General features: G+C 63.6%; 26 protein-coding genes and 1 riboswitch. Of the genes, 9 read left to right on the top strand and 17 right to left on the bottom strand.

All coding sequences use genetic code 11. The annotated features are described in order from the left end of the window. Nucleotides 1-150 precede the first annotated feature (150 nt). The 8 genes from FJ938_RS20810 to FJ938_RS20770 all read right to left on the bottom strand — a co-directional run bounded on the left by FJ938_RS20810 (nt 151) and on the right by FJ938_RS20770 (nt 7,633). Nucleotides 151-738, bottom strand: a complete 588-nt coding sequence (locus FJ938_RS20810; RefSeq protein ID WP_140612873.1) for an NAD(P)H-dependent oxidoreductase — start codon at nt 736-738, stop codon at nt 151-153. Continuing rightward, nucleotides 738-1,319: an NAD(P)H-dependent oxidoreductase gene (locus FJ938_RS20805; protein ID WP_140612874.1), complete on the bottom strand. Its 582-nt coding sequence runs from the start codon at nt 1,317-1,319 to the stop codon at nt 738-740. The genes FJ938_RS20810 and FJ938_RS20805 overlap by 1 nt, the downstream gene beginning before the upstream one ends. Nucleotides 1,320-1,524: 205 nt before the next feature. Continuing rightward, complete coding sequence (locus tag FJ938_RS20795) at nt 1,525-2,928, bottom strand: FAD-binding oxidoreductase (RefSeq protein ID WP_140696931.1); 1,404 nt, start codon at nt 2,926-2,928, stop codon at nt 1,525-1,527. Beyond that, nucleotides 2,928-4,229 (bottom strand): cytosine deaminase, encoded by a 1,302-nt coding sequence (locus FJ938_RS20790; RefSeq protein ID WP_140610515.1) that lies wholly within the window; start codon nt 4,227-4,229, stop codon nt 2,928-2,930. The genes FJ938_RS20795 and FJ938_RS20790 overlap by 1 nt, the downstream gene beginning before the upstream one ends. A gap of 422 nt (nt 4,230-4,651) precedes the next feature. Next, complete coding sequence (locus FJ938_RS20785) at nt 4,652-5,503, bottom strand: ABC transporter permease (RefSeq protein WP_140610514.1); 852 nt, start codon at nt 5,501-5,503, stop codon at nt 4,652-4,654. After that, a complete protein-coding gene (locus tag FJ938_RS20780) occupies nt 5,490-6,320 on the bottom strand; it encodes an ABC transporter ATP-binding protein (protein WP_140610513.1) in 831 nt (276 codons plus the stop codon). Before FJ938_RS20780 ends, FJ938_RS20785 begins: the two co-directional genes overlap by 14 nt. Before the next feature lie 13 nt (nt 6,321-6,333). Then, complete coding sequence (locus FJ938_RS20775) at nt 6,334-7,338, bottom strand: ABC transporter substrate-binding protein (RefSeq protein WP_140696925.1); 1,005 nt, start codon at nt 7,336-7,338, stop codon at nt 6,334-6,336. After that, a complete protein-coding gene (locus tag FJ938_RS20770; protein WP_140696922.1) occupies nt 7,262-7,633 on the bottom strand; it encodes a hypothetical protein in 372 nt (123 codons plus the stop codon). Before FJ938_RS20770 ends, FJ938_RS20775 begins: the two co-directional genes overlap by 77 nt. On the opposite strand from FJ938_RS20770, the gene FJ938_RS20765 reads away from it, so the two are divergent. Continuing rightward, complete coding sequence (locus FJ938_RS20765; RefSeq protein ID WP_140610510.1) at nt 7,626-8,009, top strand: RidA family protein; 384 nt, start codon at nt 7,626-7,628, stop codon at nt 8,007-8,009. The genes FJ938_RS20770 and FJ938_RS20765 overlap by 8 nt on opposite strands. A gap of 214 nt (nt 8,010-8,223) precedes the next feature. After that, nucleotides 8,224-9,027, top strand: a complete 804-nt coding sequence (locus FJ938_RS20760; protein WP_140696919.1) for a creatininase family protein — start codon at nt 8,224-8,226, stop codon at nt 9,025-9,027. Nucleotides 9,028-9,031: 4 nt separating this feature from the next. On the opposite strand, the gene FJ938_RS20755 is transcribed toward FJ938_RS20760, so the two are convergent. Further along, nucleotides 9,032-9,541, bottom strand: a complete 510-nt coding sequence (locus tag FJ938_RS20755) for a tyrosine phosphatase family protein (RefSeq protein ID WP_140696928.1) — start codon at nt 9,539-9,541, stop codon at nt 9,032-9,034. Then, nucleotides 9,541-10,587, bottom strand: coding sequence for a threonine-phosphate decarboxylase CobD (gene cobD / locus FJ938_RS20750; RefSeq protein ID WP_140696916.1), 1,047 nt, complete (start codon nt 10,585-10,587; stop codon nt 9,541-9,543). Before cobD ends, FJ938_RS20755 begins: the two co-directional genes overlap by 1 nt. On the opposite strand from cobD, the gene cbiB reads away from it, so the two are divergent. Further along, nucleotides 10,586-11,557, top strand: coding sequence for an adenosylcobinamide-phosphate synthase CbiB (gene cbiB / locus FJ938_RS20745; protein ID WP_140696913.1), 972 nt, complete (start codon nt 10,586-10,588; stop codon nt 11,555-11,557). The genes cobD and cbiB overlap by 2 nt on opposite strands. A 52-nt stretch (nt 11,558-11,609) precedes the next feature. Here the strand turns inward: cbiB and cobO are convergent, their stop codons facing one another. From cobO to FJ938_RS20720, 5 genes are all read right to left on the bottom strand, one after another. Continuing rightward, nucleotides 11,610-12,218, bottom strand: coding sequence for a cob(I)yrinic acid a,c-diamide adenosyltransferase (cobO, locus tag FJ938_RS20740; RefSeq protein ID WP_140696910.1), 609 nt, complete (start codon nt 12,216-12,218; stop codon nt 11,610-11,612). Nucleotide 12,219: 1 nt separating this feature from the next. Then, nucleotides 12,220-12,735 (bottom strand): bifunctional adenosylcobinamide kinase/adenosylcobinamide-phosphate guanylyltransferase, encoded by a 516-nt coding sequence (cobU, locus tag FJ938_RS20735; RefSeq protein WP_140696907.1) that lies wholly within the window; start codon nt 12,733-12,735, stop codon nt 12,220-12,222. Then, nucleotides 12,728-13,531 (bottom strand): CbtA family protein, encoded by an 804-nt coding sequence (locus FJ938_RS20730; protein ID WP_140696904.1) that lies wholly within the window; start codon nt 13,529-13,531, stop codon nt 12,728-12,730. Before FJ938_RS20730 ends, cobU begins: the two co-directional genes overlap by 8 nt. Before the next feature lie 15 nt (nt 13,532-13,546). Then, the gene (locus tag FJ938_RS20725; RefSeq protein ID WP_140696901.1) at nt 13,547-13,726 is read right to left on the bottom strand and encodes a CbtB-domain containing protein; all 180 of its coding nucleotides are present in this window, start codon (nt 13,724-13,726) and stop codon (nt 13,547-13,549) included. Nucleotides 13,727-13,761: 35 nt separating this feature from the next. Then, nucleotides 13,762-13,960, bottom strand: a riboswitch (cobalamin riboswitch). A gap of 156 nt (nt 13,961-14,116) precedes the next feature. Continuing rightward, entirely contained in the window at nt 14,117-15,316 is a 1,200-nt protein-coding gene (locus FJ938_RS20720) for an MFS transporter (RefSeq protein ID WP_140696898.1), read from the bottom strand. Between the two features lie 235 nt (nt 15,317-15,551). Here FJ938_RS20720 and FJ938_RS20715 point away from each other — a divergent pair, with 235 nt between their 5' ends. Further along, nucleotides 15,552-16,550: a DUF1624 domain-containing protein gene (locus FJ938_RS20715; RefSeq protein WP_140696895.1), complete on the top strand. Its 999-nt coding sequence runs from the start codon at nt 15,552-15,554 to the stop codon at nt 16,548-16,550. Then, the gene (locus tag FJ938_RS20710; protein ID WP_140696892.1) at nt 16,547-17,023 is read left to right on the top strand and encodes an isoprenylcysteine carboxylmethyltransferase family protein; all 477 of its coding nucleotides are present in this window, start codon (nt 16,547-16,549) and stop codon (nt 17,021-17,023) included. Before FJ938_RS20715 ends, FJ938_RS20710 begins: the two co-directional genes overlap by 4 nt. Before the next feature lie 349 nt (nt 17,024-17,372). On the opposite strand, the gene FJ938_RS20705 is transcribed toward FJ938_RS20710, so the two are convergent. Both FJ938_RS20705 and mgtE read right to left on the bottom strand, forming a co-directional pair. After that, the gene (locus FJ938_RS20705) at nt 17,373-17,759 is read right to left on the bottom strand and encodes a MerR family DNA-binding transcriptional regulator (RefSeq protein ID WP_006203215.1); all 387 of its coding nucleotides are present in this window, start codon (nt 17,757-17,759) and stop codon (nt 17,373-17,375) included. A gap of 136 nt (nt 17,760-17,895) precedes the next feature. After that, nucleotides 17,896-19,314 (bottom strand): magnesium transporter, encoded by a 1,419-nt coding sequence (gene mgtE, locus FJ938_RS20700; RefSeq protein ID WP_140696889.1) that lies wholly within the window; start codon nt 19,312-19,314, stop codon nt 17,896-17,898. 392 nt (nt 19,315-19,706) lie between these two features. On the opposite strand from mgtE, the gene FJ938_RS20695 reads away from it, so the two are divergent. From FJ938_RS20695 to FJ938_RS20680, 4 genes are all read left to right on the top strand, one after another. After that, nucleotides 19,707-20,375 (top strand): response regulator transcription factor, encoded by a 669-nt coding sequence (locus FJ938_RS20695; RefSeq protein ID WP_140696887.1) that lies wholly within the window; start codon nt 19,707-19,709, stop codon nt 20,373-20,375. A gap of 124 nt (nt 20,376-20,499) precedes the next feature. After that, on the top strand, nt 20,500-21,690 hold the full coding sequence (locus FJ938_RS20690; protein ID WP_140696884.1) for an aminotransferase class V-fold PLP-dependent enzyme: 1,191 nt from the start codon (nt 20,500-20,502) through the stop codon (nt 21,688-21,690). A 13-nt stretch (nt 21,691-21,703) separates the two neighbouring features. Continuing rightward, nucleotides 21,704-22,657, top strand: a complete 954-nt coding sequence (locus tag FJ938_RS20685; RefSeq protein WP_140696881.1) for a CoA ester lyase — start codon at nt 21,704-21,706, stop codon at nt 22,655-22,657. Between the two features lie 44 nt (nt 22,658-22,701). After that, entirely contained in the window at nt 22,702-23,886 is a 1,185-nt protein-coding gene (locus FJ938_RS20680; protein ID WP_140696878.1) for a malate--CoA ligase subunit beta, read from the top strand. The last annotated feature ends 4 nt before the right edge of the window (nt 23,887-23,890 follow it).

Here is a 23,890-nt window from a genome sequence, read left to right as displayed (position 1 = left end):
TGTGGGGAGGGTCGGCTCGCAGTCGGAGCGAAGCGGAGATTGCGGGACGGGGTGGGGGTGCGCCCTACGAGACCCCCACCCCGCTTCGCAAAAGCCGCCCGAGCGGCATTTGCTGCGCGACCCTCCCCACAAGGGGGAGGGTAAAGTCCATCAAAACCTCTCCAGCCTCATCCGCACCTTCGCCAGGAACGCAGCTCGTGTCCGCGGCGTCGAGGCATCCATCAGATAGTGTGCCAGGAAAAACGTCCGGCAGCGCGTCGCACACAGTGCCCGCATGCCACGCAGCAGGGTCTTGCGCCCCGGTTGGCCGACGACGACGCTCCACCAGGTCGGCGCGCCGCAGGTGGTGATGACGCCGACCTTGGTGACATGCGTCATCAGCGACTTGATCCCGCCCTTGCCGGCCGGCAGCTTGAAGGCGATGTCGGTGGCCCACACCCGGTCGAGCCAGCCCTTCAGCATCGCCGGCAGCCCGTACCACCAGGTCGGATAGACGAACAGGAGCGCCTCGGCCCAGTTGAGCAGTTCGAAATGCGGTTTCAGCGCCGGATCCTGCGGCGCTCGCTCATTATAGGTCCGCCGCTCCTCGCAGCCCATCACCGGATCGAATTTCTCGGCATAGAGGTCGAGCAGCCGCACCTCCCAGCCTCTGCGCCTCAGCACGTCGATGGCGGTGTCACGGATGGCGGCGCAAAAGCTTTCCGGCACCGGATGGCAGTAGACCACGAGGACCCGCATCAGAACGCATCCATCCTGTCCGCGACCTTGGTCATGAAGGCCTTCCGCGTTTGGTCGGTCGACAGGTTCATCGCGTAGTGCGCGAGGTAAGTCACCGAGGCGCCGGGCTTTACCGTGGCGCGCAGCATGCGCTTGATCAGTCTGCGCGGCGGATCGCCCATCAAGATGGCGCGAAACCGGCTGCCGCCATAGGTGGTGACAGCTGCGACCTTCTTGATGTTGTGCAGCGAAGGCTGCACCTTGCCGTCGACCAGCTTGAACGACACGCCGGGCAGGAAGACGCGATCGAAGAAGCCCTTCAGGATCGCCGGGAAGCCGTAGTTCCAGACCGGGTAGGAAAGCACCAGCGCATCGGCCCGCAACAGACGCTCGACATAGGGCGCAACAGCTTCCCCGGGACCGCGCTGGTTGTGATAGTCCAGCCTCTCCTTACGCGTCAGCCTCGGGTCGAAATTCTCGGCGTAGAGGTCACAGTCGTCGACCGAATGGCCCGCCGCCCTCAGCTGCTCGATGATCATGCGGTGCAGGCCGGCATTGAAGCTGGTCTCGACCGGATGGGCAAAGAGGACGAGGATATTCACTGGAGAAGATCCCGCAGGTCACCGCGAGGCACCCCCCTCTGCCCTACCGGGCATCTCCCCCTCAAGGGGGGAGATTGGCAGTTTCGACGCTTCCCTTCCGTTCTGGCATTGGTGATTGGCGAAAGCCGAGGCGACAGTTGATCTCCCCCCTTGAGGGGGAGATGGCCGGCAGGCCAGAGGGGGGTGGACGCGCGCGAACCTCTCCTCATCCCACCCTCTGCAGCCCCTTGAACAAAAAAGTCCGGCCCGAACGATAGTCGTAGTCCGGGTTTTCCCAGGCGATCATCTTGCCGGGGTTGAGCAGGCCTTGCGGATCGGTCTCGCGCTTGAAGGCGAGCTGCACCGCATCCGTCTGCTTCATGCCGCCCTCTTCCAGTGTGTAGCGGTGCGGGTTGAAGATCGGGCAGCCATTCTCCTCATGCAGCCGGATGATCTCGTCGAGCCGCGCCTCGGTGGTGAACTTGACCAGCGGCAGGCCGAAACAGGTGATGTTGCCGTCCAGCCGCACGAATTCGAGATGCGAAAAGACTTCGCCTGGAAACATCGCGTCCATCTTCTCGACCAGCGCCAGCTGGTTGGGAAAGGGATAGAGCGACTGCAGATAGGTGATGTCGGGGTCGACGCGCAGCGCCCTCAGCGTCGTATGGTTCCAGGCCAGCTCGTAGGCCGGCGGCAAGCCCTTCTTCTCGTCCGGCGTTGCGACGGCGGCGTTGAAGATCACGTCGCCGTCGACCCGCCGGGTGAAGGCAAGGAAGGCATCCAGCCCATGCCGCGCCACCATCACGACGCAGATGCTTTGCCCTTCCCTGAAAAACTTCTGGTGCCGCTTGAAATAGAGCTGCGGCACCGGCGCTGATATCGGCGTGATCAGCTTGGTCAGGATGCCATCCTGGCGGGCAAGCGCGTTGCCGTAGCGCGCCGCGCCCATGAAGCTGTCGAAGCCGACGATGACATCGACCCACTCATAGCCCGCGGTCAGCGGCATCTCGACCTCCGAGATGATGCCGTTTGTGCCGTAGGCATGGGTCACCTTGTGCAGATCCTCGCCGGCGAGTTCGAGTACTTTCGGCTCGGCCTCCATCGTCACCACGCGCAGCCGCAGCACATTGCCGAAATCGCGCAACCCGCCAAAATTGATCGAGCCGACGCCGCCCGAACCGCCGGCGATGAAGCCGCCGATCGAGGCGGTGTTGTAGGTGGAGGGCGACAACCGCAGCTCCTGCCCGGAATGCGCGCGCGCTGCCTTGTCGATGTCGGCCAGCACCGCGCCTGGTCCGGTCACCACGCGGCCCGGGCCGATCGACCTGATCTCGTTCATTTCGGCGAGGTTGAGCACCACGCCTCCCGAAAGCGGCATCGCCTGCCCATAATTGCCGGTGCCGCTGCCGCGCGGCGTCACCGGCACGCCATGCCGGTGACAGGCGGCAAGCACACGGATCAGTTCGGTCTCGTCCTTCGGCGTCACGATCAGGTCGCCGGTGACGTGGTCGAGCTGCTGTTTCAGTACTGGACTGTACCAGTAGAAGTCGCGGCTCTTCTGCTGGACGATGGCCGGATTGTCGTCGAGTTTTATCCCGTCGAGATCGCGCTTGAGCGCCGAAATATCCATCATTCCACCATTAGTTCGTCGAGTTCGGCATAGTCGGGCAATTGCCGGTCGATCGCGCGCCCGGCGCGCACAACGATGCGATCCGATTCGGGCCGGGACAGCAATTCCGTCCAGCTCCTACCTTTGAACAGGATGAAATCGGCATCGCCGCCGGCGGCAAGCGTGCCGAAGCCGTCGAGCCGCATCACGCTCGCCGGCGTCGCGGTGACCGCTTGCGGCCAATCGGCGACCGGATGGTCGAGATGCAGAATGCGCGTCGCCATGCGGTAGACCTCCAGCATGTCGAGATCGCCATAGGCATAGAAGGGATCGCGCGTGTTGTCGGAAGCGATCGCGACCGGAATGCCCCTCACCCTCATCTCGTGCAGCAACGTCACCCCACGCCAGCGTGGTGTCGTGTGGTCGGTCCGCCGGTCCTGCAGATAGAGATTGCACATCGGCAGCGAGACTACCGCCAACCCGGCCTTGGCCACCTTGTCCAGCGTGTCTAGCACCTCAAGATCGGGCTGACGCGCCAGCGAGCAGCAATGGCCGACGAGGATCTTGCCCTCGAAGCCGTTCCAGAGTGCGGCCTCGGCGATCTTCTTCAGCGAGATGGCGGCGATGTCGTCGGTCTCATCGGCGTGGAAGTCCAGGTCGAGCCCATGCTCGATCGCTTGCGCGAAGACATGGTCGAGCAGCTCTTCCAGATCCGGCACCATATAGGTGACGACGCCGAGCACGCCCTTGGCGGCGGCAACCCGTTTCGCCAGCCCGTCGAACCATTTCCTGTCGCGCACGCCCTCGATGCCGAGCAGGCAGGCGCCCTGCAATTCGATGCGGCCGCGCCATGTCTCGCGCATCGATTCGAAAACCGGCCAGGAGATCTCCTCCTGCGGCGCGACGCTGTCGAGATGGGTGCGCAGCGCCCTGGTGCCATGCGCGTAGGCCGAGCGCAGCGAGAAATCCATGCGCCGCGCAACATCGTGCGCACTCCAGCGGGCAGCGCGGTCGGTGCCGGTGGCATTCAACGCGCCCATGAAAGTGCCGTCGGGATTGGGTTTTCGCGGCCAGATATGGCCCTTGTCGATATGCGTATGGCAGTCCACGAAACAGGGCAGAATGATACGCCCGCCAAGATCGACCGCGTCGACCGGCGCCGTTGCGCGGTCACGCGCTGCGATGCTGGAAATCCTGCCGTCGGCGACGGTAATGTCGGCAAGCGCAAAGCCATCGCTGTCGAAGGTTGCAGCTAGGTCGGGCGTGAGCGACTGATGAAGCCGAACATTAGCGAGGTGATAAGAACCAGATGTCGGGATCAAGCCCTATCTCCCTCTGTCCAATGTAACACCGTCCCCTCAAGGCGGCGTTTGGACTGGAGATCTTGTGAACAGGCGTGTGGAGACATCGCGAACAATCTTGCGCTGCCGTCGAGCTCGGAGGAAACGGCATGGATCCTAGGGTCTACGCGTCCGCTTCGCTCCCGCTCTGCCCTAGGATGACGAAGAGAAAGGATGCCGCCGCCAATCGCAAACGTCGAAGATACCGGGGTTCCTACAAATCTCCAGCATTGGCGATTTGCATTTGCCTTCCCGTCCTTCGTCATCCACGGGCGGAGCGGGAGCGAAGCGGACGCGTAGACCCGAGGATCCATGCCGTGACGACCACCGAAGGATGCGGCGGTGTAAAACTGTTCGCGATGTCTGCGCACGTCTGTTCGCGGTGTCTCCGGCCTGAACATTCCTTACCGCTCCTGCTTCAGTGCGCTCTCATGCCAGCGCCGCAGAATGAGATGCGAAATCAGGGACAGCACCAGGAAGATCAGGATTCCCGTCAGCGAAATCAGGAACAGCGCCGCGAACAGCCTTGGCGCATTGAGCCGGTAGCCGGCCTCGATGATGCGCGAGGCAAGCCCAGACGACTGGCCGGTGGCGCCGGCGACGAACTCGGCCACTACGGCGCCGATCAGTGACAGGCCGCCGGCGATCTTCAATCCGCCGAGGAAATACGGCATCGCCGCCGGCAGCCTGAGATAGCGCAACTGTTGCCAGCGGGTCGCGCCGTTGAGCTTGAACAAATCGCGCAGATTGCGGTCGACGGAGTTGAGGCCGAGCGTGGTGTTGGACAGGATCGGGAAGAAGGCGACGATCCAGGCGCACAGCAGAAGCTTGGTCGTCTGGTTGTCGACATAGATGTTGATCAGCGGAAAGATCGCCACGATCGGCGTCACCTGCAGCACGATGGCGAACGGGAAGAACGACATCTCCACCCATTTCGATTGCGCGAACAAAACCGCCAGCCCGACGCCGCCGACAACGGCGAGAGCCAAGCTGAGGAAGGTGATGCGCAAGGTGACCAGCAGTGCCGAGAACAGCAGGCCGGCATCGTTGTAGAGCGTCCACAGCACCACGCCGGGACGCGGCAGGATATATTGCGGGATCGCGTTCCACACGCAGATGCGATCCCACAGCCAGATGGCCAGGATCATGATCGCCAGCGGCAGCACCCAGCGGCCGATCCGCTCGAGCCGCTCCTGGCGCACCCGGCGCGCTTCCTCCGGGTCGAGCTTAATCGCCCGCTCGTCAATGGCCGTCATGGTGCGAGCCTGCTGTTGAATTGATGGCATTGACCAGCACGTCCGAGGCTTGCCGGCAAAGGGATGCATAATCTGGCGAGGTGCGAAACACCTCATCGCGCGGATAGGATGCCTCGATCGCAAGTTCGTCGAAGACCCTGCCCGGCCGCGCCGCCATGACGACCACCCGATTGGAGAGAAACACGCTCTCGAAGACGCTGTGGGTGACGAAGACGACGGTAAAGCGCTCGTCCTGCCACAGTTCCAGCAGGTCGTTGTTGAGCTTGAAGCGGGTGATCTCGTCGAGCGCGGCGAAGGGCTCGTCCATCAACAGCACGCGCGGCCTGGTCACCATGGCGCGCGCGATCGAGACCCGCATCTTCATGCCGCCGGACAGTTCGCGCGGCACCGCATCCTCGAAACCGGTCAGGTGGACCCGTGCCAGCATCTCCGTTATCGCCGGAGCAGCCTTGGCACGGGAGATGCCTTTCAGCCTGAGCGGCAGCCAGACATTGTCGAAGACGCTGGCCCAGGGCAGCAGCGTCGGTTCCTGGAAGACGAAGCCGATATTGGCGCGATCGAGCGAACCGCCGCCGCGCCAGTCAAGCACGCCGGAGGTCGGCGTCGAGAGGCCGGCGATCAGCCGCAGCGCCGTCGATTTGCCGCAGCCGGACGGCCCGAGCAGGCTGAGGAAATCCCCTTCCCGGATCGTCAGATCGACATCGCTCAGCGCCGTCACGCCGTTGGAAAAGACCTTGCCGACGCCGCGCAATGCCAGCAATGCCGGAGCGACGTCCGACGCGTTCGCGGGCGCTTGCGCCACCTTTTCCCTTATCATGCCGGACCCCGGCCTATTTCTTTAGCTCGAGCCCGACGCCCTTGTTGACGAAGGCCAGCGTGTAGGCCTTCTTGATGTCGATGCCGCCGGGTGCGACCTTGGCCTTGACCATCTTGTCGTAGAAACTCTTGATCCGCGCATCCGTCATGGCGCCGATGCCGAGTTTTTCGGTGTCGCCGGAATCGGCAAGGCCGAACTTCTTCATCTGCTCGATCGAGAAAGCGATCTGCTCGTCCGTCATGTCAGGATTGTCTTTCTTGATCAGGTCGTTGGCGGCCTTGTTGTCGCCGTAGAGATATTTGTACCAGCCCTTGGCCGAGCCATCGACGAAGCACTGGACCACCTCCGGCTTCTTGTCGATCGTGTCCTGCATCACCTCGATCGTCGTCGAATAGGTGTCCCAGCCATAGTCGGCCAGCAGGAACTGGTTCGGCACGAAGCCGCCTGCCTTCTGGACCGCGAACGGCTCTGAAGTGACGTAACCCTGCTGGATCGACTTCTTGTTGGCGATGAAGGGAGCGGTGTTATAGGTGTAAGGCACGCGCTTGGCGGCATCGAAGCCGAGCTCGATGACCATCCATTGGAAGAAGGTCTGCACGCCCTCGTCGCCCAGAATATACTGGTCGGCGTTCTTCAGATCCTCCCATTTGTCGAGCCCCTCGCCGGGGTGTGACATGATGACCTGCGGATCCTTCTGGAAGTCGGCCGCCACGACTCGCATCGGAATGCCCTGCTGCACGGCATCGAAGGCCGACAGCAGATTGCCGCCCATGTAGAAATCGATCTTGCCTGCCAGCAGCATCGGCCGGCCGCTGACCTGCGGGCCGCCCTGCATGATGGTGACATCGAGGCCGCAGGCGGCATAGGTGCCATCGGCCACGGCCTGGTAATATCCGCCATGTTCCGGCTCGGCCAGCCAGTTGGTGCCGAAGGTGACTTTTTCATTCGCCGCGGCCCCCAGCGTGCTGGCGGCCAGCAAGGCTGCCACGCCCACCGAGATCTTCTGTTTTCCGTACATCGACACCACCCTTTGTTTGCTCCGGCGCTCCACGCGCCAGGCTCGACACCGAAGATTCAAGAAGCAAGACACATGCCACTGGCGTCTCGCGCCGGGACCCGCCCGCCTGCACCACAGCCATCTGCGAAAGCCGGAAAGGTCGTGCTGCACCGGAGGCATCGTGCCCATTTTTTGAACGCCTGTCCACAATCGCACCGGCGACATGCACCGCCATCTTGAAGCTGTGCACCGCCATCTGGAAGCTGTAATGAAACCCGTCCCAGGCTGACGGCAAACCGGAGATTGCCATGTTCAAGTTTCTCACCCCCAAGTCGATCAAGCCGCCCTTTGCCCGCTATAGCCACGGTGTCGAGGTGCCGGCGGGCAAGCGGCTGGTGTTGTGCTCGGGCCAGGTCGCGATCACCGCGGACGATCAGATTCCCGAGGACGCCGGCGCCCAGGCCGAGCTCTGCTTCCGCAACCTCGCGGCGGTGCTCGGCGAGGCGGGGCTGGGACTGCAGGACATCGTGAGAATCAATGCCTATGTCACCGACCGCGCACATTTGCGGCCCTATATGGATGTCCGCGACCGGCTGTTTTCGAGCCCGGCGCCGGCCTCGACGCTGATGATCGTTTCCGGCTTTGCCCGGCCCGAATTCAAGGTCGAGGTCGAGGCAATCGCGGCAGGATGAGAAGCGCCGCGCTACGAATCGACTGGCCGATGGTCTAAGGTCTAACTATCAAAGCTCGGCGCCGCCCCTCATCTGCCTGCCGGCACCTTCTCCCCGTATAGTGACGGGGAGAAGGGAGAAGCTCCAGCGCTGGCCACCCCTCTCCCCGTTCTTCACGGGGAGAGGGTAAGGGTGAGGGGCGGGGCTGACGTGCTTCAGTTTCTTCGAGGTCAGAATGGACAAAACAAAAAAACGCGTCTGGTGGGGTGACTACCGGACTACCGAATATGCCTCGATCGATCCGGAGGCGACGATCGCCGTGCTGCCGGTTGCGGCGATCGAGCAGCATGGGCCGCACCTGCCTGTCTCGACCGATACTTCGATCATGAACGGCATGCTCGACACGGTCATTTCGCGTCTGCCCGACGATCTCGACATCCGCATCCTGCCGGTGCAGGCGGTGGGCAAGTCGAACGAGCATCTGCACGCGCCGGGCACCCTCACCCTGCCGGCAACGACATTGGTCGAGGCCTGGACCGAGCTTGGCCTGTCGGTCGCGCGCGCCGGTGTGCGCAAGCTCGTCGTCGTCAATTCGCATGGCGGCAATGAGGAGATCATGGGCATCATCACGCGTGAATTGCGCGTGCGCGAAAGGATGCTGGTGGTGAAGACGAGCTGGCAGCGCTTTGGCCGGCCGGCCGGCATGTACACCGAGCTCGAGGATCGTCACGGCATCCATGGCGGCGATGTCGAGACTTCGCTGATGCTGCATTTCCGGCCGGACCTTGTCGCCATGGGCAGGGCCGACAATTTCGTTTCCAACGTCGCCCGCGCCGAGAAGGAATTCTCGCTGCTGCGCCACACCGGCACGCACGCCTTTGCCTGGCTCGCCAGCGACCTGAACCCGAACGGCGTGGTCGGCGACGCCAGCATCGCGACAGCCGAAAAAGGACGCTTGACGGCAGAATATCAGGCCGACGGGTTCATCAGCCTGCTCAAGGACGTGCGCAAGGCAAAGCTCGCGGAGTGGCTTAGATAGTCTCCTAAGCGTCGATCTTCAGCGCAAAAGGCGTACCCTCGAAGGCGTCGGCGCCACGGCCGATCGACAGGATCGCCTCGATCATGCGGCCATTGCGATCAAGCAGTGCATCCGCCACGGCAATCAGGCGCGGATTGGGTGTCGCCGAGGGGGACAGCGTCCGCAATGTCTGAGCCAATTCGGCCTCGTCACGTTTCGGCGCCAGAGCGGCGGCGATGATGTAGGCCGAAGCGGTCGAACGGCTGATGCCTGCATAGCAATGCACCACCATCGGCCTTGCGCGGTCCCACCGGCGCGCGAAATCGAGCAGGTTGCGCACGTGATCCTCGCCCGGCATGGTCATACCGTCCTGCGCCACCGCAATGTCGTGCATGACCAGATGCAGATGGTTTTCCCTGGCGATCGAGGCCGGGCGGACAACCTCGGTTCCGGCGGCGAGCAGCGATAGCATGCGGTCGGCACCGGTCCTCGCCACCGTTTCCTCGACCTTTGCCAGCGAACAGACATGGATCATCATCGCGCGATCTCCCTGGCGCTATCGTCGCGCCGCGAAGCCCAGCCGGCAAGAGCGGATTCGAGCCGCCGCCGTTCTTCGTCACTCCCCGGCAGGCCTGCGCGCAGGACATGCGGCCGGTCGGAGAAATGCCGCAGCAGGATACCGTGCTCGCCAAGCGCGGAAAACAGGCCGGCGGCATCCGCCAGGCCGAGATAGCGGAACAGCGTGGTGCCGCCGGCAACGGGCACGCCGAAGCGGCCGAACAGCGCGTCGAGCCGTGCCGATGCCTCCGCGAGCGATGTCCTCATCGCGTCCTGCCAGCCGACATCGGCAAGCGCGCGGATACCGTATTCCAGCGCCGGGCCGGCGACGGCCCATGGGCCGAATTGCGTTTCCAGCAGGTCCACCGTCGGCGTATCGGAAAGCGCGAATCCAAGCCGCAGGCCAGCCAGGCCAAAGAACTTGCCGAACGAGCGCAGCACGACGATGCCGCCCTGCCCGACATCGCCGGCCAGACTGTGTTCGCGCGGGCCGACATCCATGAACGCCTCGTCGACGACCAGCAGGCCGCCCTTGGCGCGCAATCCTGCGGCGAGCACCAGCAACCGGTCGCGCTCGATGACGCGCCCATCCGGGTTGTTGGGATTGACGATGATGGCAAGGTCGGCGTCGGCGAGCGCCGCAAAATCGCTGACCTCGACCACCTCGTGCCCGGCGATCGCCGCCGCCCGGGCGTGTTCGGCATAGGTCGGCCCCAGCACCAATGCCTTGCCGGGCCTCACCAGCGATGCCACGCGCGGCAACAGGATCTGCGTGCCGGGCGCCGCGACGACGTGGGCTGGCGACGGCGCGCCGTAGGTGCGGGCCGCGATTTCCGTCAGTTCGCGCCCGCGGCCTGCTTCTGGCAAACGCGACAGCGAGGTGGCGGGCAAGTCGAAAAGCGGGTAGGAGTGCGGATTGATACCGGTCGAGAGGTCGACGAAAGGCAGCAAGGCGTTGGGGAAAAGCGCCCTCGCCCGGCCAAGACTTCCACCATGGTCCACCGCTCCTTCAAGAAGCTTCATGTCAGTCCTGATCGCTTTCCTGTCACTGGCCGTCGAATTCGTCCTGGGTTATCCGGACTGGCTGTTTCGCGCCATCGGTCATCCGGTGACGTGGTTCGGCAGCCTGATATCCTTTCTCGATCGCAGGCTCAACCGCGCCACTGATCCCGACGCGCTGCGTCGCCAACGCGGCGTCCGGGCGCTTCTGGTCATCGTGCTGATACCGGCGGTGATCGGCCTTTGCGTGCAGATCCTTCTGCTCTGGTTCGTTCCCCTGGGACTGATCATTGCCGCCCTTCTGGCGACGTCTTTCCTGTCGCAGAAGAGCCTGTATGAGCATGTCGAGGCCGTGGCGGACTCGCTCGACTCGGGTGGCCTCGCCATGGGCCGTGTCGCCGTCTCGCGAATCGTCGGTCGTGACCCGGAGACGCTCGACCGCGCCGCCGTCTGCCGCGCGGCGATCGAAAGCCTGGCCGAGAATTTTTCCGACGGCATCGTCGCCCCCGCCTTCTGGACAGGCGTCGGCGGGCTAGCCGGGGGTGCTGCCTACAAGGCGGCCAACACCGCCGATTCGATGATCGGCCACCGCACCCCGCGCCACGAGGCGTTCGGCTGGGCGGCGGCGCGCTTCGACGATTGGATCAACCTGCCGGCGTCGCGGCTGACGGCTCTGCTGATCGTGCTGACTGCTTTCCTGGTCAAGGAAGCCGATCCCCGCAACGCCTGGACTGCGGTGTGGCGCGATGCCAAAAAGCACCGCTCGCCCAACGCCGGCTGGCCGGAAGCGGCCATGGCCGGAGCGCTTGGCCTTGCGCTTGCCGGACCGCGCAGCTATGGCGGCGTGGTGGTCGACGACGTCTTCATGGGCGAAGGCGGCCGCCGCGACGTCGACAGCGGCGACATCAGGCGGGCGCTGAAGCTCTACCGCGTTGCCGACTATCTGCTGATTGCGCTGTTCGGGGTGGTCTCCGTGATTGTCATCGTGGCGTAACGGAATCAGCGAGGCTATTTCCCGAACGCCTCGCACACAGCCCGCAAAACTCTCAGAACTCGATGCCTTGCTGCGCCTTCACGCCTGCCGAAAAGTGGTGCTTGGTCAGTCCCATCTCGGTGACCAGATCCGCCGCCTCCACGAGCGCCGGCTTGGCATTACGGCCGGTGACGACGATGTGCAGACCTTCGCGCCGCGCCTTCAGTGCCGCAACGACCTTGTCGAGATCGAGATAATCATAGCGCAGCGCGATGTTGAGCTCGTCGAGCACGACCAGGCTGATCGAAGGATCGGCGATCAACTCCAGAGCCTTGGCCCAGGCGGCCTCGGCGGCGGCGATGTCGCGCTTCAGGTCCTGCGTCTCCCAGGTGAAGCCCTCGCCCATCGCGTGCCAGACGACACGGTCGCCGAAAGCAGCGAACGCGTCCTTCTCGCCGGTGTGCCACTTGCCCTTGATGAACTGGACGACGCCGACCCGCTTGCCATAGCCAAGCATGCGCAGCGCCAAGCCGAAGGCGGCCGTGGTCTTGCCCTTGCCCGGGCCTGTATTGACGATCAGCAGCCCCTTCTCGACGGTTTTGCTCGCCACCTCGGCATCCTGCACCGCCTTGCGCTTGGCCATCTTGGCGCGATGGCGTTCCGTATCCTTGTCTTCGGTCATGTCATTTCACCTTGAGCGGCAGCCCCGCCACCATCAGCAGCACCGTATCGGCGACCGCCGCGACCTGCTGGTTGAGCCGTCCAGCGTCATCGCGAAAACGGCGCGCCAGCGCATTGTCCGGCACAATGCCTTGTCCGACTTCATTGGACACCACGAACCACGGACCGCGCGGCCGTGACAACACGTCCGCCAACCGACGGCACTCGGTTGCGATATCGTGTTCGGCCAGCATGTGATTGGTCAGCCACAGCGTCAGGCAGTCGAGAAGCATCGGCTGGTTGTCGGGCAAAGCCTTGATCGCGCCTATGAGATCGAGTGGCGCGTCGATGGTCGCCCAGCCGTCGACACGCCGCGAGCGGTGCAGCGCGATGCGCTCACGCATCTCGTCGTCATAGGCTTCGGCTGTGGCGATATAGATCCATGGCGAGGGCAAAGCCGTCACCAGGATTTCGGCGTGCGCGCTCTTGCCGGAGCGCGCACCACCGATGATGAAGGTCAGCTTGCTGCGATCAGGCAAAGCTGTCGCGCAGGCTGGTGGCGGTGCCGGTGAAGCGTCCGCGCACCACGCCGACGGCGGCGCCGAGCACCAGCCAGAACACCAGATTGGTCAGCGTCACCGCCACCACGAACTGATGATGCAGACCCTCCGGGATCGGCGTCTCGAAACTGTCGGGCTGCGGCGCGCCGATGACATGCGGGGCGATAATCAGCAGGACGGCAAGGATCGCAAGCGGCAGCGATTTGCGGAATGCGATCAGGCCTAGCCCCACGGCGGTCGCGACCACGGTCGCCACCCACCAGATCTGGCGCTGCGTGAGATCCGCCGACGGCATGGCCGGCAATTCCGGCGGCAGGCCGAGGCCGGGCGCCAGTGTGAATATGGCAAAGCCGGCCAGGCCCCAGAACACGCCCTGACGCCAATTGCCGATGCCGCCAGCGAATTCCGAGACCGCCACCAGGACCAGCGCGAAGCCGATGCCAGTGACGATATTGGCAAGCACGCTGAAGCCAAAACGCTCGAAACCGTCGGCCGGAGCCCAGCCTTCGTCTTCCGACGCCGGGGCGGCTGCTTCAGCCGGTGCCGGCGCGGCGGAGGTCATGGCATTTCCTGCCGGCGCGGCAGGGCTCATAACGTTGGTATCTGCTGCTGCCGGTGCGGCGTGGTCGTGATGGTGGCCGCCGCCGGCCTGCTCATAGACTTCAGCCTTGAGGATCAGCGGCACGGTGGCATAGGCCTGCATGCAGGCGAGAACGACGCCAGCCACGAGCCCTGCGATCGCCGCGATGAACACGACGTTGCGAAACAGGTTCATGATGTCAAATCCTCGTCAGTGGCAGGGAAATGCCATCGAATGACGGTAATCGTGGGCGGCATTGTGGACCGCATCGATGTGCGAAAAGCCGACAAAGCTAACGACGAAAATGCCGAGCAGCGCGGCAAGCGCAAGCTGCATGAGGCGCGACTGCGAGGAGACGGAGGCGCCGAGGGAGACGGAAGCGGTATTCATCTCTTGTCCTTTCGCCCTCCACCCGAGGGCATCGAAGTCATTTTCCTGTCGCCGGCAGGTCTCCTGGCTCGCGGATCAGCGCCCTTCTCCACCTTCCCGAAGAAAAATCTTCAGTGGCCTATGGAGAGGACTACCGCACACAGTTGCGGGGGCAGCCACGGCATTGGGCAAGAACTCAGCCCGCACCGTATTCCCTCTTGGCTCCAAAACGGAACCGACGACAGGCTGGACTATAGGCAGAATCGACGCCCGCGGCAAACCAAATTCCGCCGGCGACCATTGCGAATGCGCCATGTCGAGATCAGTTTGCTTGTGCCGCATTTGTTCTATTGGTACCCGGAAGCCCAAAATCGCGACAGATGTCCGCCGGAGTAGAATTTTCAAGGCCGGTTAAAGCGACTTCGGCAGATAGCGCCAGGTCACGAAGCCGCAAAACGCCGCCAGCAGGCCGAGCGTGACGAACACCGAGCCCAGCCCGAAGAACGCCAGCACGACGGAATAGACCAGCGGCGGGGTCAACTCGGAAAAATCAAGATAGGTGCGATAGACCGCGGCCATCTGCGCGCGCTCATAGGAGTGCACGGAGCGCATGAAGGCGGTCGAACCCAGCGCATCGAGCGCAATGGTGAAGAAGGCGCCGCAAAGCAGGAAGGCGCCAGTGAGCAGCGGCAGGCTCTCGCCGACCGCACCTGCCGCCAGAAGCGTGGCCGACATGGCGAAATAGGCAAAGGTCATGGTTTTGCGGCCGCCAAAGCGCTTTCCGGCCTTGCCCCAGAAGATGGCCATGAACAGAAGTGCGTTGCCGGCCGAGACCAGCAGGCCGCCGGCCAGTTCGCCCTCGCCGGTGATGACCATGAACAGCGGTCCATAGACGAAGAACGTCGTCCAGAAGCAGGAGCGGCCGAAGGCGATCAGCCAGGCGAGCCTCAGTCTCGGCTGCGCGACGAAGCGGCCGATATTGGCGAGCGGATTGACCGGACGCGTTTTGCCCGGTTGGATCGACTGGTTGTCGCTGAGCCGATAGAACCAGAACAGGGCCAGCAAGATCGAAGCGAACACCGCCACCGCGCCATGCGCGGCATAGATGCCGAAATGCGCGTAAAGAAAGATGCCGAGCGTCGGCCCACCGGTCCAGGCGAACATCGACCACGCCATGCGCAGCGACTCGGCCTGCATGAAGTCGGTCTTGCGGATATGGTCCATGATGTAGAGATTGAGCGTGATCGACAACGCGCTGGCGCCCATGACCCGGCACAGCATGCCGGCCAATTGTCCGGCAAGCGTATGGGTGACGAAGAAGAGCGATCCGATGGCGAGCAGGCAGGCGCCGGCGGTGTAGACCCAGCGCCGCGCAAAGCGGCGGATCAGCATCGGCATGAACAAGGTCACCGATAGGCCGAGCAGCGCCACGATGGTATAAAGGATCGAGACGATCTGCTCGTTGTGCAGAATCTCGTAGGCCTGGATCGGGATGACGCTCGACACCGTGGCGCGAGCGAAGGACTCGACCGCGTAGAGCGAGGCAAAGGTGCGCGCATCCGTGGCCTTGAGGGCCGGGAGCCAGATCGGATGGCGCACATGGGTGGACATTGCTTCCCCAAAGCAGAATCACCGGCCAAATCTGCCTTGGCCATTTCGGTGCCAATAAGAGGAAACCGACGCGCGTGCGGGGAAAAACGAAGCTGGTCAAAGGCTTTCCGGCGCTGGCCTAAAGCGAGATCCCAAAGGGCCGGCGCGGCTCGGCGCTATGCCGACGGTCCCGGCCTTCTTCTGTCTGGTTGAACCGTGATAGTCCTCAAACGGGGCTGAATCAGATCGCGAGACCATGACCATCCATACGCCGACCGCACCCGTTCCGGAGCCATCGAAGCGCATCGCCGCGATCGACGTCGTTCGCGGCATCGCGCTGCTGGCCATGGCGAGCTATCACTTCACCTGGGACCTTGAGTTCTTCGGCTACACCGATCCCGGCCTTACCGCCTTCGGCTGGTGGAAAATCTACGCGCGTTGCATCGCCTCGACCTTTCTGTTCCTGGTCGGCGTCAGCCTCTACCTCGCACATGACAAGCAGATCCGCTGGAACGGCTTCTGGAAGCGGTTCGCCATGATCGCGGGCGCGGCGATAGCCATTTCGGTCGTCACACGCATCGCCACGCCCGATGGCTTCATCTTCTTCGGCATCCTGCACGAGATCGCGCTCGCCAGCCTGCTTGGGCTTGCCTTCCTGCGGCTGCCCGCGCTGCTGACGCTTGTCGTTGCCGCGCTGATCATCGCGGCGCCCGTCTACCTGCGCTTCGAGGCCCTCGACCATCCCTGGCTGTGGTGGATCGGCCTGTCGGCGATCAATCCGCGTTCCAACGACTACGTGCCGCTGTTTCCATGGTTCGGCGCGGTGCTCGTCGGCATTGGGGTGACGAAGCTCGCCACCTCCTCCGGCCTGCGAGCACGCCTGGCGGGCATCGCGCCCGGCCGCTTGGCCAATCCGCTGGTCTTCATCGGCCGCCACAGCCTCGCCTTCTACCTGATCCACCAGCCGCTGCTGATAGGCTGTGTCTGGCTGTTTTCGCAAGTCATGCCGGCCCAGGTCGAAACCCCGCAGGTCAATTTCCTGAAAACCTGCCAGCGCTCGTGCGAGCAGACGCGCGACGCAACCTTCTGTTCGAGCTATTGCGGCTGCATGCTCGATACGCTCGAAGGCGAGGCCTCTCTTGATCGGCTCTACAACAACGACCAGACTGCGGACTGGAGAGCCCATCTGTCCGATCTTGCCGGCATGTGCACCGCCAAGACCGAGGGCAAGATGACGGAGGGAGGAACGCAATGACCGACAGCCAGCCGAAGCCCGGAGTGATCCCTTGGCCACCGGTGATCTACGCCGCGGCCATCGCTATCAGCGTCATCCTCGGCATGCTCTACCCCTTGCCCTGGATCGACGATCTTCTGGGCGACATCCTGTTCGCGGCCGGCTGGGTGGCGCTGTTCGGCGCCGCGGCGCTCTGGGTCACCGCTATCCGCGCCATGATGCGGGCCAAGACCACGCTCAGCCCCACCGCCCTGCCGGATCATCTCGTCACCTCGGGTCCGTTCGGCATCACCCGCAACCCGATCTACCTGGCACTCACCCTGATGCTGATCGGCGTCGCCTTCGTCTCGGGGATAGCCTGGTTCTTCCTGTTTGCCTTCATCGCCGCGTTCGTTACGCAGAAGGTCGCGATCGAAGGCGAGGAAAAGATCCTGGCGGCGAAGTTCGGCAAGAAATACCGCGACTACACCAAACGGGTGCGACGCTGGATTTGAGGCAGCGTCCGCCGGTCCCGTAATGACAGGCTGCTGGAGCAGCGCAAGCAGATCGCATTCCTTGGCGATTGGCCGAAACCTCCCTAACTTCGTCATCCTAGGGCGAAGCAAGGAGCAAAGCGACGCCGCGCAGACCCTAGGATCCATGCCGTGACGTTAAGGCGTTGCAACGGTTCAGAATTCTGCCCCGCGGCACTCTACGATCAAGGTAACGGCATGGATCCTTGGGTCTTCGCTCCGCTTCGCGTCGCTACGCCCAAGGATGACGAAGTCCGGGAGGCTCCGCCCAATCTCGGACGTGTGCGAAAGTTGGCCTGGACGAATGCTGAAGTCTTCGGCTGCGAGCGGTTCACGTATTCACACCCAGTTCCACCAGCCGCTCGACGCAGGATTCCTCGGCCTGGTCGAGTTCGGCCAGGGTCTCCTCGAGGTCGCGGCGCTTTTGCCGGAGGTCCTCGCGCTTTTCCTCGATGCGCTTGATCATCAGCTTGAGCTGCCCGACCTCGCCCGGCGGCTCCTTGTACATCTGGATGATCTCGCGGATCTCGTTGATCGAGAAGCCGAGCCTTTTGCCGCGCATGATCTGCCGGATGAGATGGCGGTCGGAGGGACGAAACAGGCGCGTGCGGCCGCGCCGCACGGGCTGCACCAGTCCCTCGTCCTCGTAGAAACGCAGCGTCCGCGTCGACACGTCGAATTCGCGGGTCAGTTCGGTGATCGAATAATATTCCCGCATTGTCACTCCGTGCCGGAATCCCGGGCGATCGCCATGCGCCGCCCTCTGTCCCGAAACAAACCCTCGCCTCGCCGGAATCGACGCGGCACCCCAAGCAAGCCTCGCACGGCATTTACGTAAAAGTCAATTGAGACCGCTACCTGACGCCGAACCACCAGCTTGCAAGGCCGAGGAAAGCGAAAAAGCCGACGCAGTCGGTGACGGTGGTGACGAAAACCGCCGATGCCACGGCCGGGTCGATCTTGAACCTGTCGAGCAGCAGCGGGATCAGGATGCCGGCAAGTGCGGCCGCGAACATGTTGATGATCATGGCGGCTCCTATGATCCCGCCGAGATTGGCATCGCGAAACCAGACCGCGGCGACGATGCCGATCAGAACGGCAAAGACGATGCCGTTGATGAAGCCCACACCCACTTCGCGGCGAATGATGCGGGCGGCATTGTAGATATCGAGGTCCTTGGTCGCCAGCGCCCGCACGGTGACGGTCATGGTCTGCGAACCGGCATTGCCGCCCATGCCGGCCACGATCGGCATCAGCACGGCGAGCGCTACGATCCGCTCGATCGTGTGGTCGAACAGGCCGATCACCGATGCCGCAAGGAATGCCGTGACAAGGTTGACCAGCAGCCAGGGAACGCGCGAACGCGAGGTCGCAAGCACGGTGTCGGAAAGCTCCTCGTCGCCGACACCGCCCATGCGCAGGAGATCTTCCTCGGCCTCCTGCTGGATGACGTCGACGACGTCGTCGATGGTCAGCACGCCGACCAGCCGTTCATTCTCGTCGACGACGGCGGCCGAAAGCAGGTCGTACTGCTCGAACTCCCGCGCGGCCTCTTCCTGGTCCATGGTGGCCGGGATGGCGTGGCGCGTCTCGTGCATGACTTCCTCGACCTTGACCGAGCGCTTGGCGCGCAGGATCTGGTCGAGGTCGATAGCCCCAAGCAGCTTGAAGGTCGGGTCGATGACGAAGATCTGGCTGAAGCGGTCGGGAAGGTTCTTGTCCTCGCGCATGTAGTCGATCGTCTGGCCGATGGTCCAGAACGGCGGCACCGCGACGAACTCCGTCTGCATGCGCCGTCCGGCGGTCTCTTCCGGATAGTCCAGCGAGCGGCGCAGCCTGATGCGTTCGGTGAACGGCAACTGCGACAGGATCTCGTCCTGGTCTTCCTTTTCAAGGTCTTCGAGAATGTAGACCGCGTCATCGGAATCGAGTTCCTGCACCGCCTGCGCGATCTGCGCGTTGGGCAGGTTGTCGACGATCTCCATGCGGATCGCCTCATCGACCTCGGTCAGTGCGGAAAAGTCGAAATCGGCGCCCAGGAGTTCGACCAGGGCCTGTCGCTGGTCGGGATGCAGCGCCTCGATCAGGTCGCCTAGTTCCGACTGGTGCAGATGGTCGACTTCACGCTTGAGGGTCAGCGTGTCGCGGTCGGCGATCGCAGCCCCGATCTGCGCAAGGAAGGACGAAAGCACCGCGCCGTGCTCGCCATAGATGTCGGCGTGGGCCTCGTCAGCCGCCTTGGCGGAGGTCGTCTGCTTGTCCTGGCCTTCCACCAGCGCCTCCCGCCATCAGAATCCCGAAAAGATGCCTGTCAGGTCTAGACCATGATCTTGAAAAGTGGAAACCGGTTTTGGGTCCGAGGCTGAAACAAAAAGAAGGATAGAACCATAGCATGATTCGAGTTCGCAACCTGTTGCTCTAACCCACGGAAATCCCGAACGAAACGGACACTTTCCATTGGCGATGATTTGCGCCGATGCGGTACTGGCAGTCGAGCCCGGACTTGTCGAATTCACGAGAACAAGATGCGCTTGGTGTTCAGGCGGCGCGACAGCGCATGTCGCAGGGGAAAGAGCACCCCTATGCAATTGGGTCAGAATTGTCATGATGCAGGTCCACGCATCGGCTGGACCGCCCAGGCCGAAACCCGAACAGCCGGAAGCCCTTGAAGATCAGCTCGCAGAAACCGAACAAGGCAATCGAAGAGCGGCGCGTTCGCGTGGTCGTCGCCGAACGCAATCCGCTCGTCATATCGGCCCTGCGCGAAATGCTGGAATGCGACGGGCGCTTCGAACTTCTGGCCTCGGTGCAAAGCGGCAAGCATTTCCTGGAACTGGCAATGGCGGGCGAATTCGACGTCGCCGTCATCGGCTGGAAGCTCTCCGACATGGATGGCGCGGATGTTCTGGCCGAGGTCCAGGGCCGCAAGCTTGATGTGCGCATAACGGTGTTTTCAAACGACCATGACATCGGCATCCTGAAGCAGTGCGTGCGGCTGGGAGCCCAGGGCTACTGCTTTCAGTTCGACGATCCGGCCATCATCTTCGAGACGATGCTGGCCGTCGCGCACGGGCGCATCTGCATCCCCTTTATCGACATCAACAAGGTCAACGACACGCCGCTGGCGCTGCTCACGGTCCGCGAGCGCGAGCTGCTGGCGGTGCTCTCCGACGGCTGGACCAATCTGCAGATCGCGACGCGGACGGGCATTTCCGAGAACACGGTGAAATACCACCTCAAGAATCTCTACGACAAGCTCGACGTCCGCAACCGGGCGATGGCCGTAGCGCTCTATGCGCGCGAGAAGCGTACCCAGAAACAGCCTTTCGGGTAGGCCAAACGGGTAGGCCAGTCCCACCCGCACGCGGCAAGATCTTACCCGCCAAGGTGTGGCTTCCATTCGCCATCGAAACGAAACTCTCCGTCACCGCTTTGCTTGATCAGGAGGAGTTCGCACCATGGCCGGTTTCACCCATCTTTTCATTCCGGGGCCGACCAACATCCCCGAACAGGTCCGGCAGGCGATGAACCTGCCAATGGAGGACATGCGCGCCGCGTCCTTCCCCGATCTCACGCTGCCACTGTTCGAGGACATCAAGCGCGTCTTCAAGAACGAGAACGGCCGCGTCTTCATCTATCCATCCTCGGGCACGGGCGCCTGGGAAGCGGCGATGACCAATGTGCTCAGCCCCGGCGACCGCGTGCTGATGTCGCGCTTCGGCCAGTTCTCGCATCTGTGGGTCGACATGGCCGAGCGCCTCGGCTTCGAAGTCGATGCCATCGACTGCGAATGGGGGACCGGCGTGCCGCTACAGCTTTACGCGGAGCGGCTGAAGGCTGACAAGGCGCACCGCATCAAGGCCGTCTTCTGCACGCAGAACGAGACGGCGACCGGCGTGACCAGCGACGTCGCTGGCTGCCGCGCCGCACTCGATGAGGCAAACCATCCTGCCCTCCTCTTCGTCGACGGCGTGTCGTCGATCGGCTCGATCGATTTCCGTCAGGAGGAATGGGGCGTCGACTGCGCGGTCAGCGGCTCGCAGAAAGGTTTCATGCTGCCCGCCGGTCTCGGCTTCCTGTCGGTGAGCAAAAAGGCGCTTGTCGCTTCGAGAACCGCCACCCACCGGCGCTGCTTCTTCTCCTTCGAGGACATGATCCGCGCCAACGATGCCGGCTATTTCCCCTACACGCCGGCGACGCAGCTGCTGCGCGGCCTGCGTGCCTCGCTCGACCTGATCGAGGACGAAGGGCTCGACGCCATCTTCGCCCGCCACCATCGTCTCGCTGAAGGCGTGCGCAAGGCGGTCGACGCGTGGGGCCTGAAACTCTGCGCCAAGGCGCCGAAATGGCATTCCGATACGGTGAGCGCCATCCTGGTTCCGGAAGGCATCGACAGCGGCGACGTCGTCAAGCGCGCCTACGGCACCTACCAGACGTCGCTCGGCGGCGGCCTCAACAAGGTGTTCGGCAAGGTGTTCCGCATCGGCCATCTCGGCTGGTTGAACGAGGTCATGGTGCTCGCCTCGCTTTCGGCGGCCGAGATGGCGCTGCTCGATTGCGGCGTGCGGCTGGCGCCGGGCTCCGGCGTCGGCGCGGCCATACAGCACTTCCGCGCCTCGGCGCAGATGCCGGTCGCCGAAGCGGCGTGAGAGGGAGCCAACGATGAGCCACACCATCAACCACCTTAAGAAATTGCGGCTGCAGCGCAGCGAGCTGGCGGTTCCCGGCTCCAGCCCGGAGATGATCGACAAGGCGGCGAACAGCGCCGCCGACTTCGTCTTCCTCGATATCGAGGACGCGGTCGCCCCGCCCGACAAGGAACGCGCCCGCAAGAACATCATCCAGGCGCTCAACGACATCGACTGGCGCGCCAAGGGCAAGACCGTCTCGGTGCGCATCAACGGTCTGGACACTCATTACATGTACCGCGACGTGGTCGATGTGATGGAACAGGCCGGCGACCGCCTGGACACGATCCTGGTGCCGAAGGTCGGCGTGCCGGCCGACCTCTATATGGTCGAGGCCATGGTCAACCAGATCGAGATGGCCAAGGGGTACAAAACCCGCGTCGGCCTCGAAGCGCTGATCGAGACCGCGCTCGGCATGGCCAATGTCGAGGCCATTGCCGCCACACCCGGCCGGCTGGAGGCGATGCATTTCGGCGTCGCCGATTATGCGGCAAGCTGCAAGGCGCGCACCGTCAACATCGGCGGCCTCAATCCCGACTATCCCGGCGACCAGTGGCATTTCGCGCTGTCGCGAATGACGGTCGCCTGCCGCGCCTACGGCCTGCGCGCCATCGACGGGCCGTTCGGCGATTTCTCCGATCCTGACGGCTACACCGCCGGAGCCAAGCGCGCCGCCGCACTCGGCATCGAAGGCAAATGGGCGATCCACCCCTCGCAGATCGCGCTCGCCAACGACGTCTTCTCGCCTCCCGAGAAGGAGGTGACGCGGGCCAGGCGCATCCTCGAGGTGCTGAAGGAGGCCGAGGCGCTCGGCAAGGGGGCGGCCGCCCTCGACGGCAAGATGATCGACGCCGCATCGGAGCGCATGGCGAGGAACGTCCTGGTGGTCAACGAAGCCATCGAACGCGCCGGCCAACCTGCTCGCTGACGAGAGTCGCGCGTCGCCACGCATGAGTTTACGGGAGGATAACAATGGACATCCACGAATATCAGGCCAAGGAACTGCTCGCCCGTCACGGAGTGCATGTGCCGCGCGGCGGGCTGGCCTACAGCCCCGAACAGGCGACCTACCGGGCGCGCGAGATCGGCGGCGGCAAATGGGTGCTGAAGGCGCAGGTTCATTCCGGCGCGCGCGGCAAGGCCGGCGGCATCAAGCTGTGCACCAATGACGAGGAGATCTCGAGCGCCGCCGAAGCGATGCTCGGCCGCAAGCTGGTGACTCATCAGACCGGCCCGCGCGGCAAGCTGATCTCGCGGCTCTATCTGGAGGAAGCGGTCGACATCGCCCAGGAGCTCTATCTCGGCTTCGTGCTCGACCGCAAGGAAGAACGCGTCATGATCGTGGCCTCGGCCGCCGGTGGCATGGAGATCGAGGACATCTCAGAGAAAAAACCTGATTCCATCATCCGCGCGACTGTCGATCCCGGCGTCGGCATGCAGCGCTTCCAGGCGCGCGAGATCGCCTTCGGGCTCGGGCTGGAGGACAGCCTGATCGGCAAGGCGACCGAGACCATCTTCAGCTGCTACCAGGTGTTCCGCGACTACGACGCCTCGATGCTGGAGATCAATCCACTGGTGGTGACACGCGACGGCAACCTGGTCGCGCTCGACGCCAAGATGTCGTTCGACGAGAACGCGCTGTTCCGCCGGCCGGAAATCTCCGAACTGCGCGACAAGAGCCAGGAAGACCCGCGCGAGACCTTCGCCAGCGACCGCGGCCTCTCCTATGTCGGCCTCGACGGCAACATCGGCTGCATCATCAATGGCGCCGGCCTCGCGATGGCGACCATGGACATGATCAAGATCGCCGGCGGCGAGCCGGCCAACTTCCTCGACATCGGCGGCGGCGCCTCGCCCGAGCGGGTGGCGAAATCCTTCCGCGCCGTGCTTGGCGACAAGAATGTCGAGACCATCCTCGTCAACATCTTCGCCGGCATCAACCGCTGCGACTGGGTCGCCGAAGGCGTCGTCAAGGCGATCCGTGAAGTTGGCGTGACCGTGCCGCTGGTTGTGCGGCTCTCCGGCACCAAGGCCGAGGAAGGGCGCCGCATCCTGGCCGATTCCGGCGAGGCGGTGATCGTCGCCGACACGCTGGCCGAAGCCGCCGAAAAGGCCGTCGCCGCATGGCGTGCGGCCAACGAGAAAAAAGCAGCCTGAGGGA

This window comes from Mesorhizobium sp. B2-4-14 (assembly GCF_006442155.1).
Taxonomy (GTDB): Bacteria; Pseudomonadota; Alphaproteobacteria; order Rhizobiales; family Rhizobiaceae; genus Mesorhizobium.
Note: the sequence above shows the minus strand (reverse complement) of the source record. Positions and strands in the feature narration are given on the sequence as shown.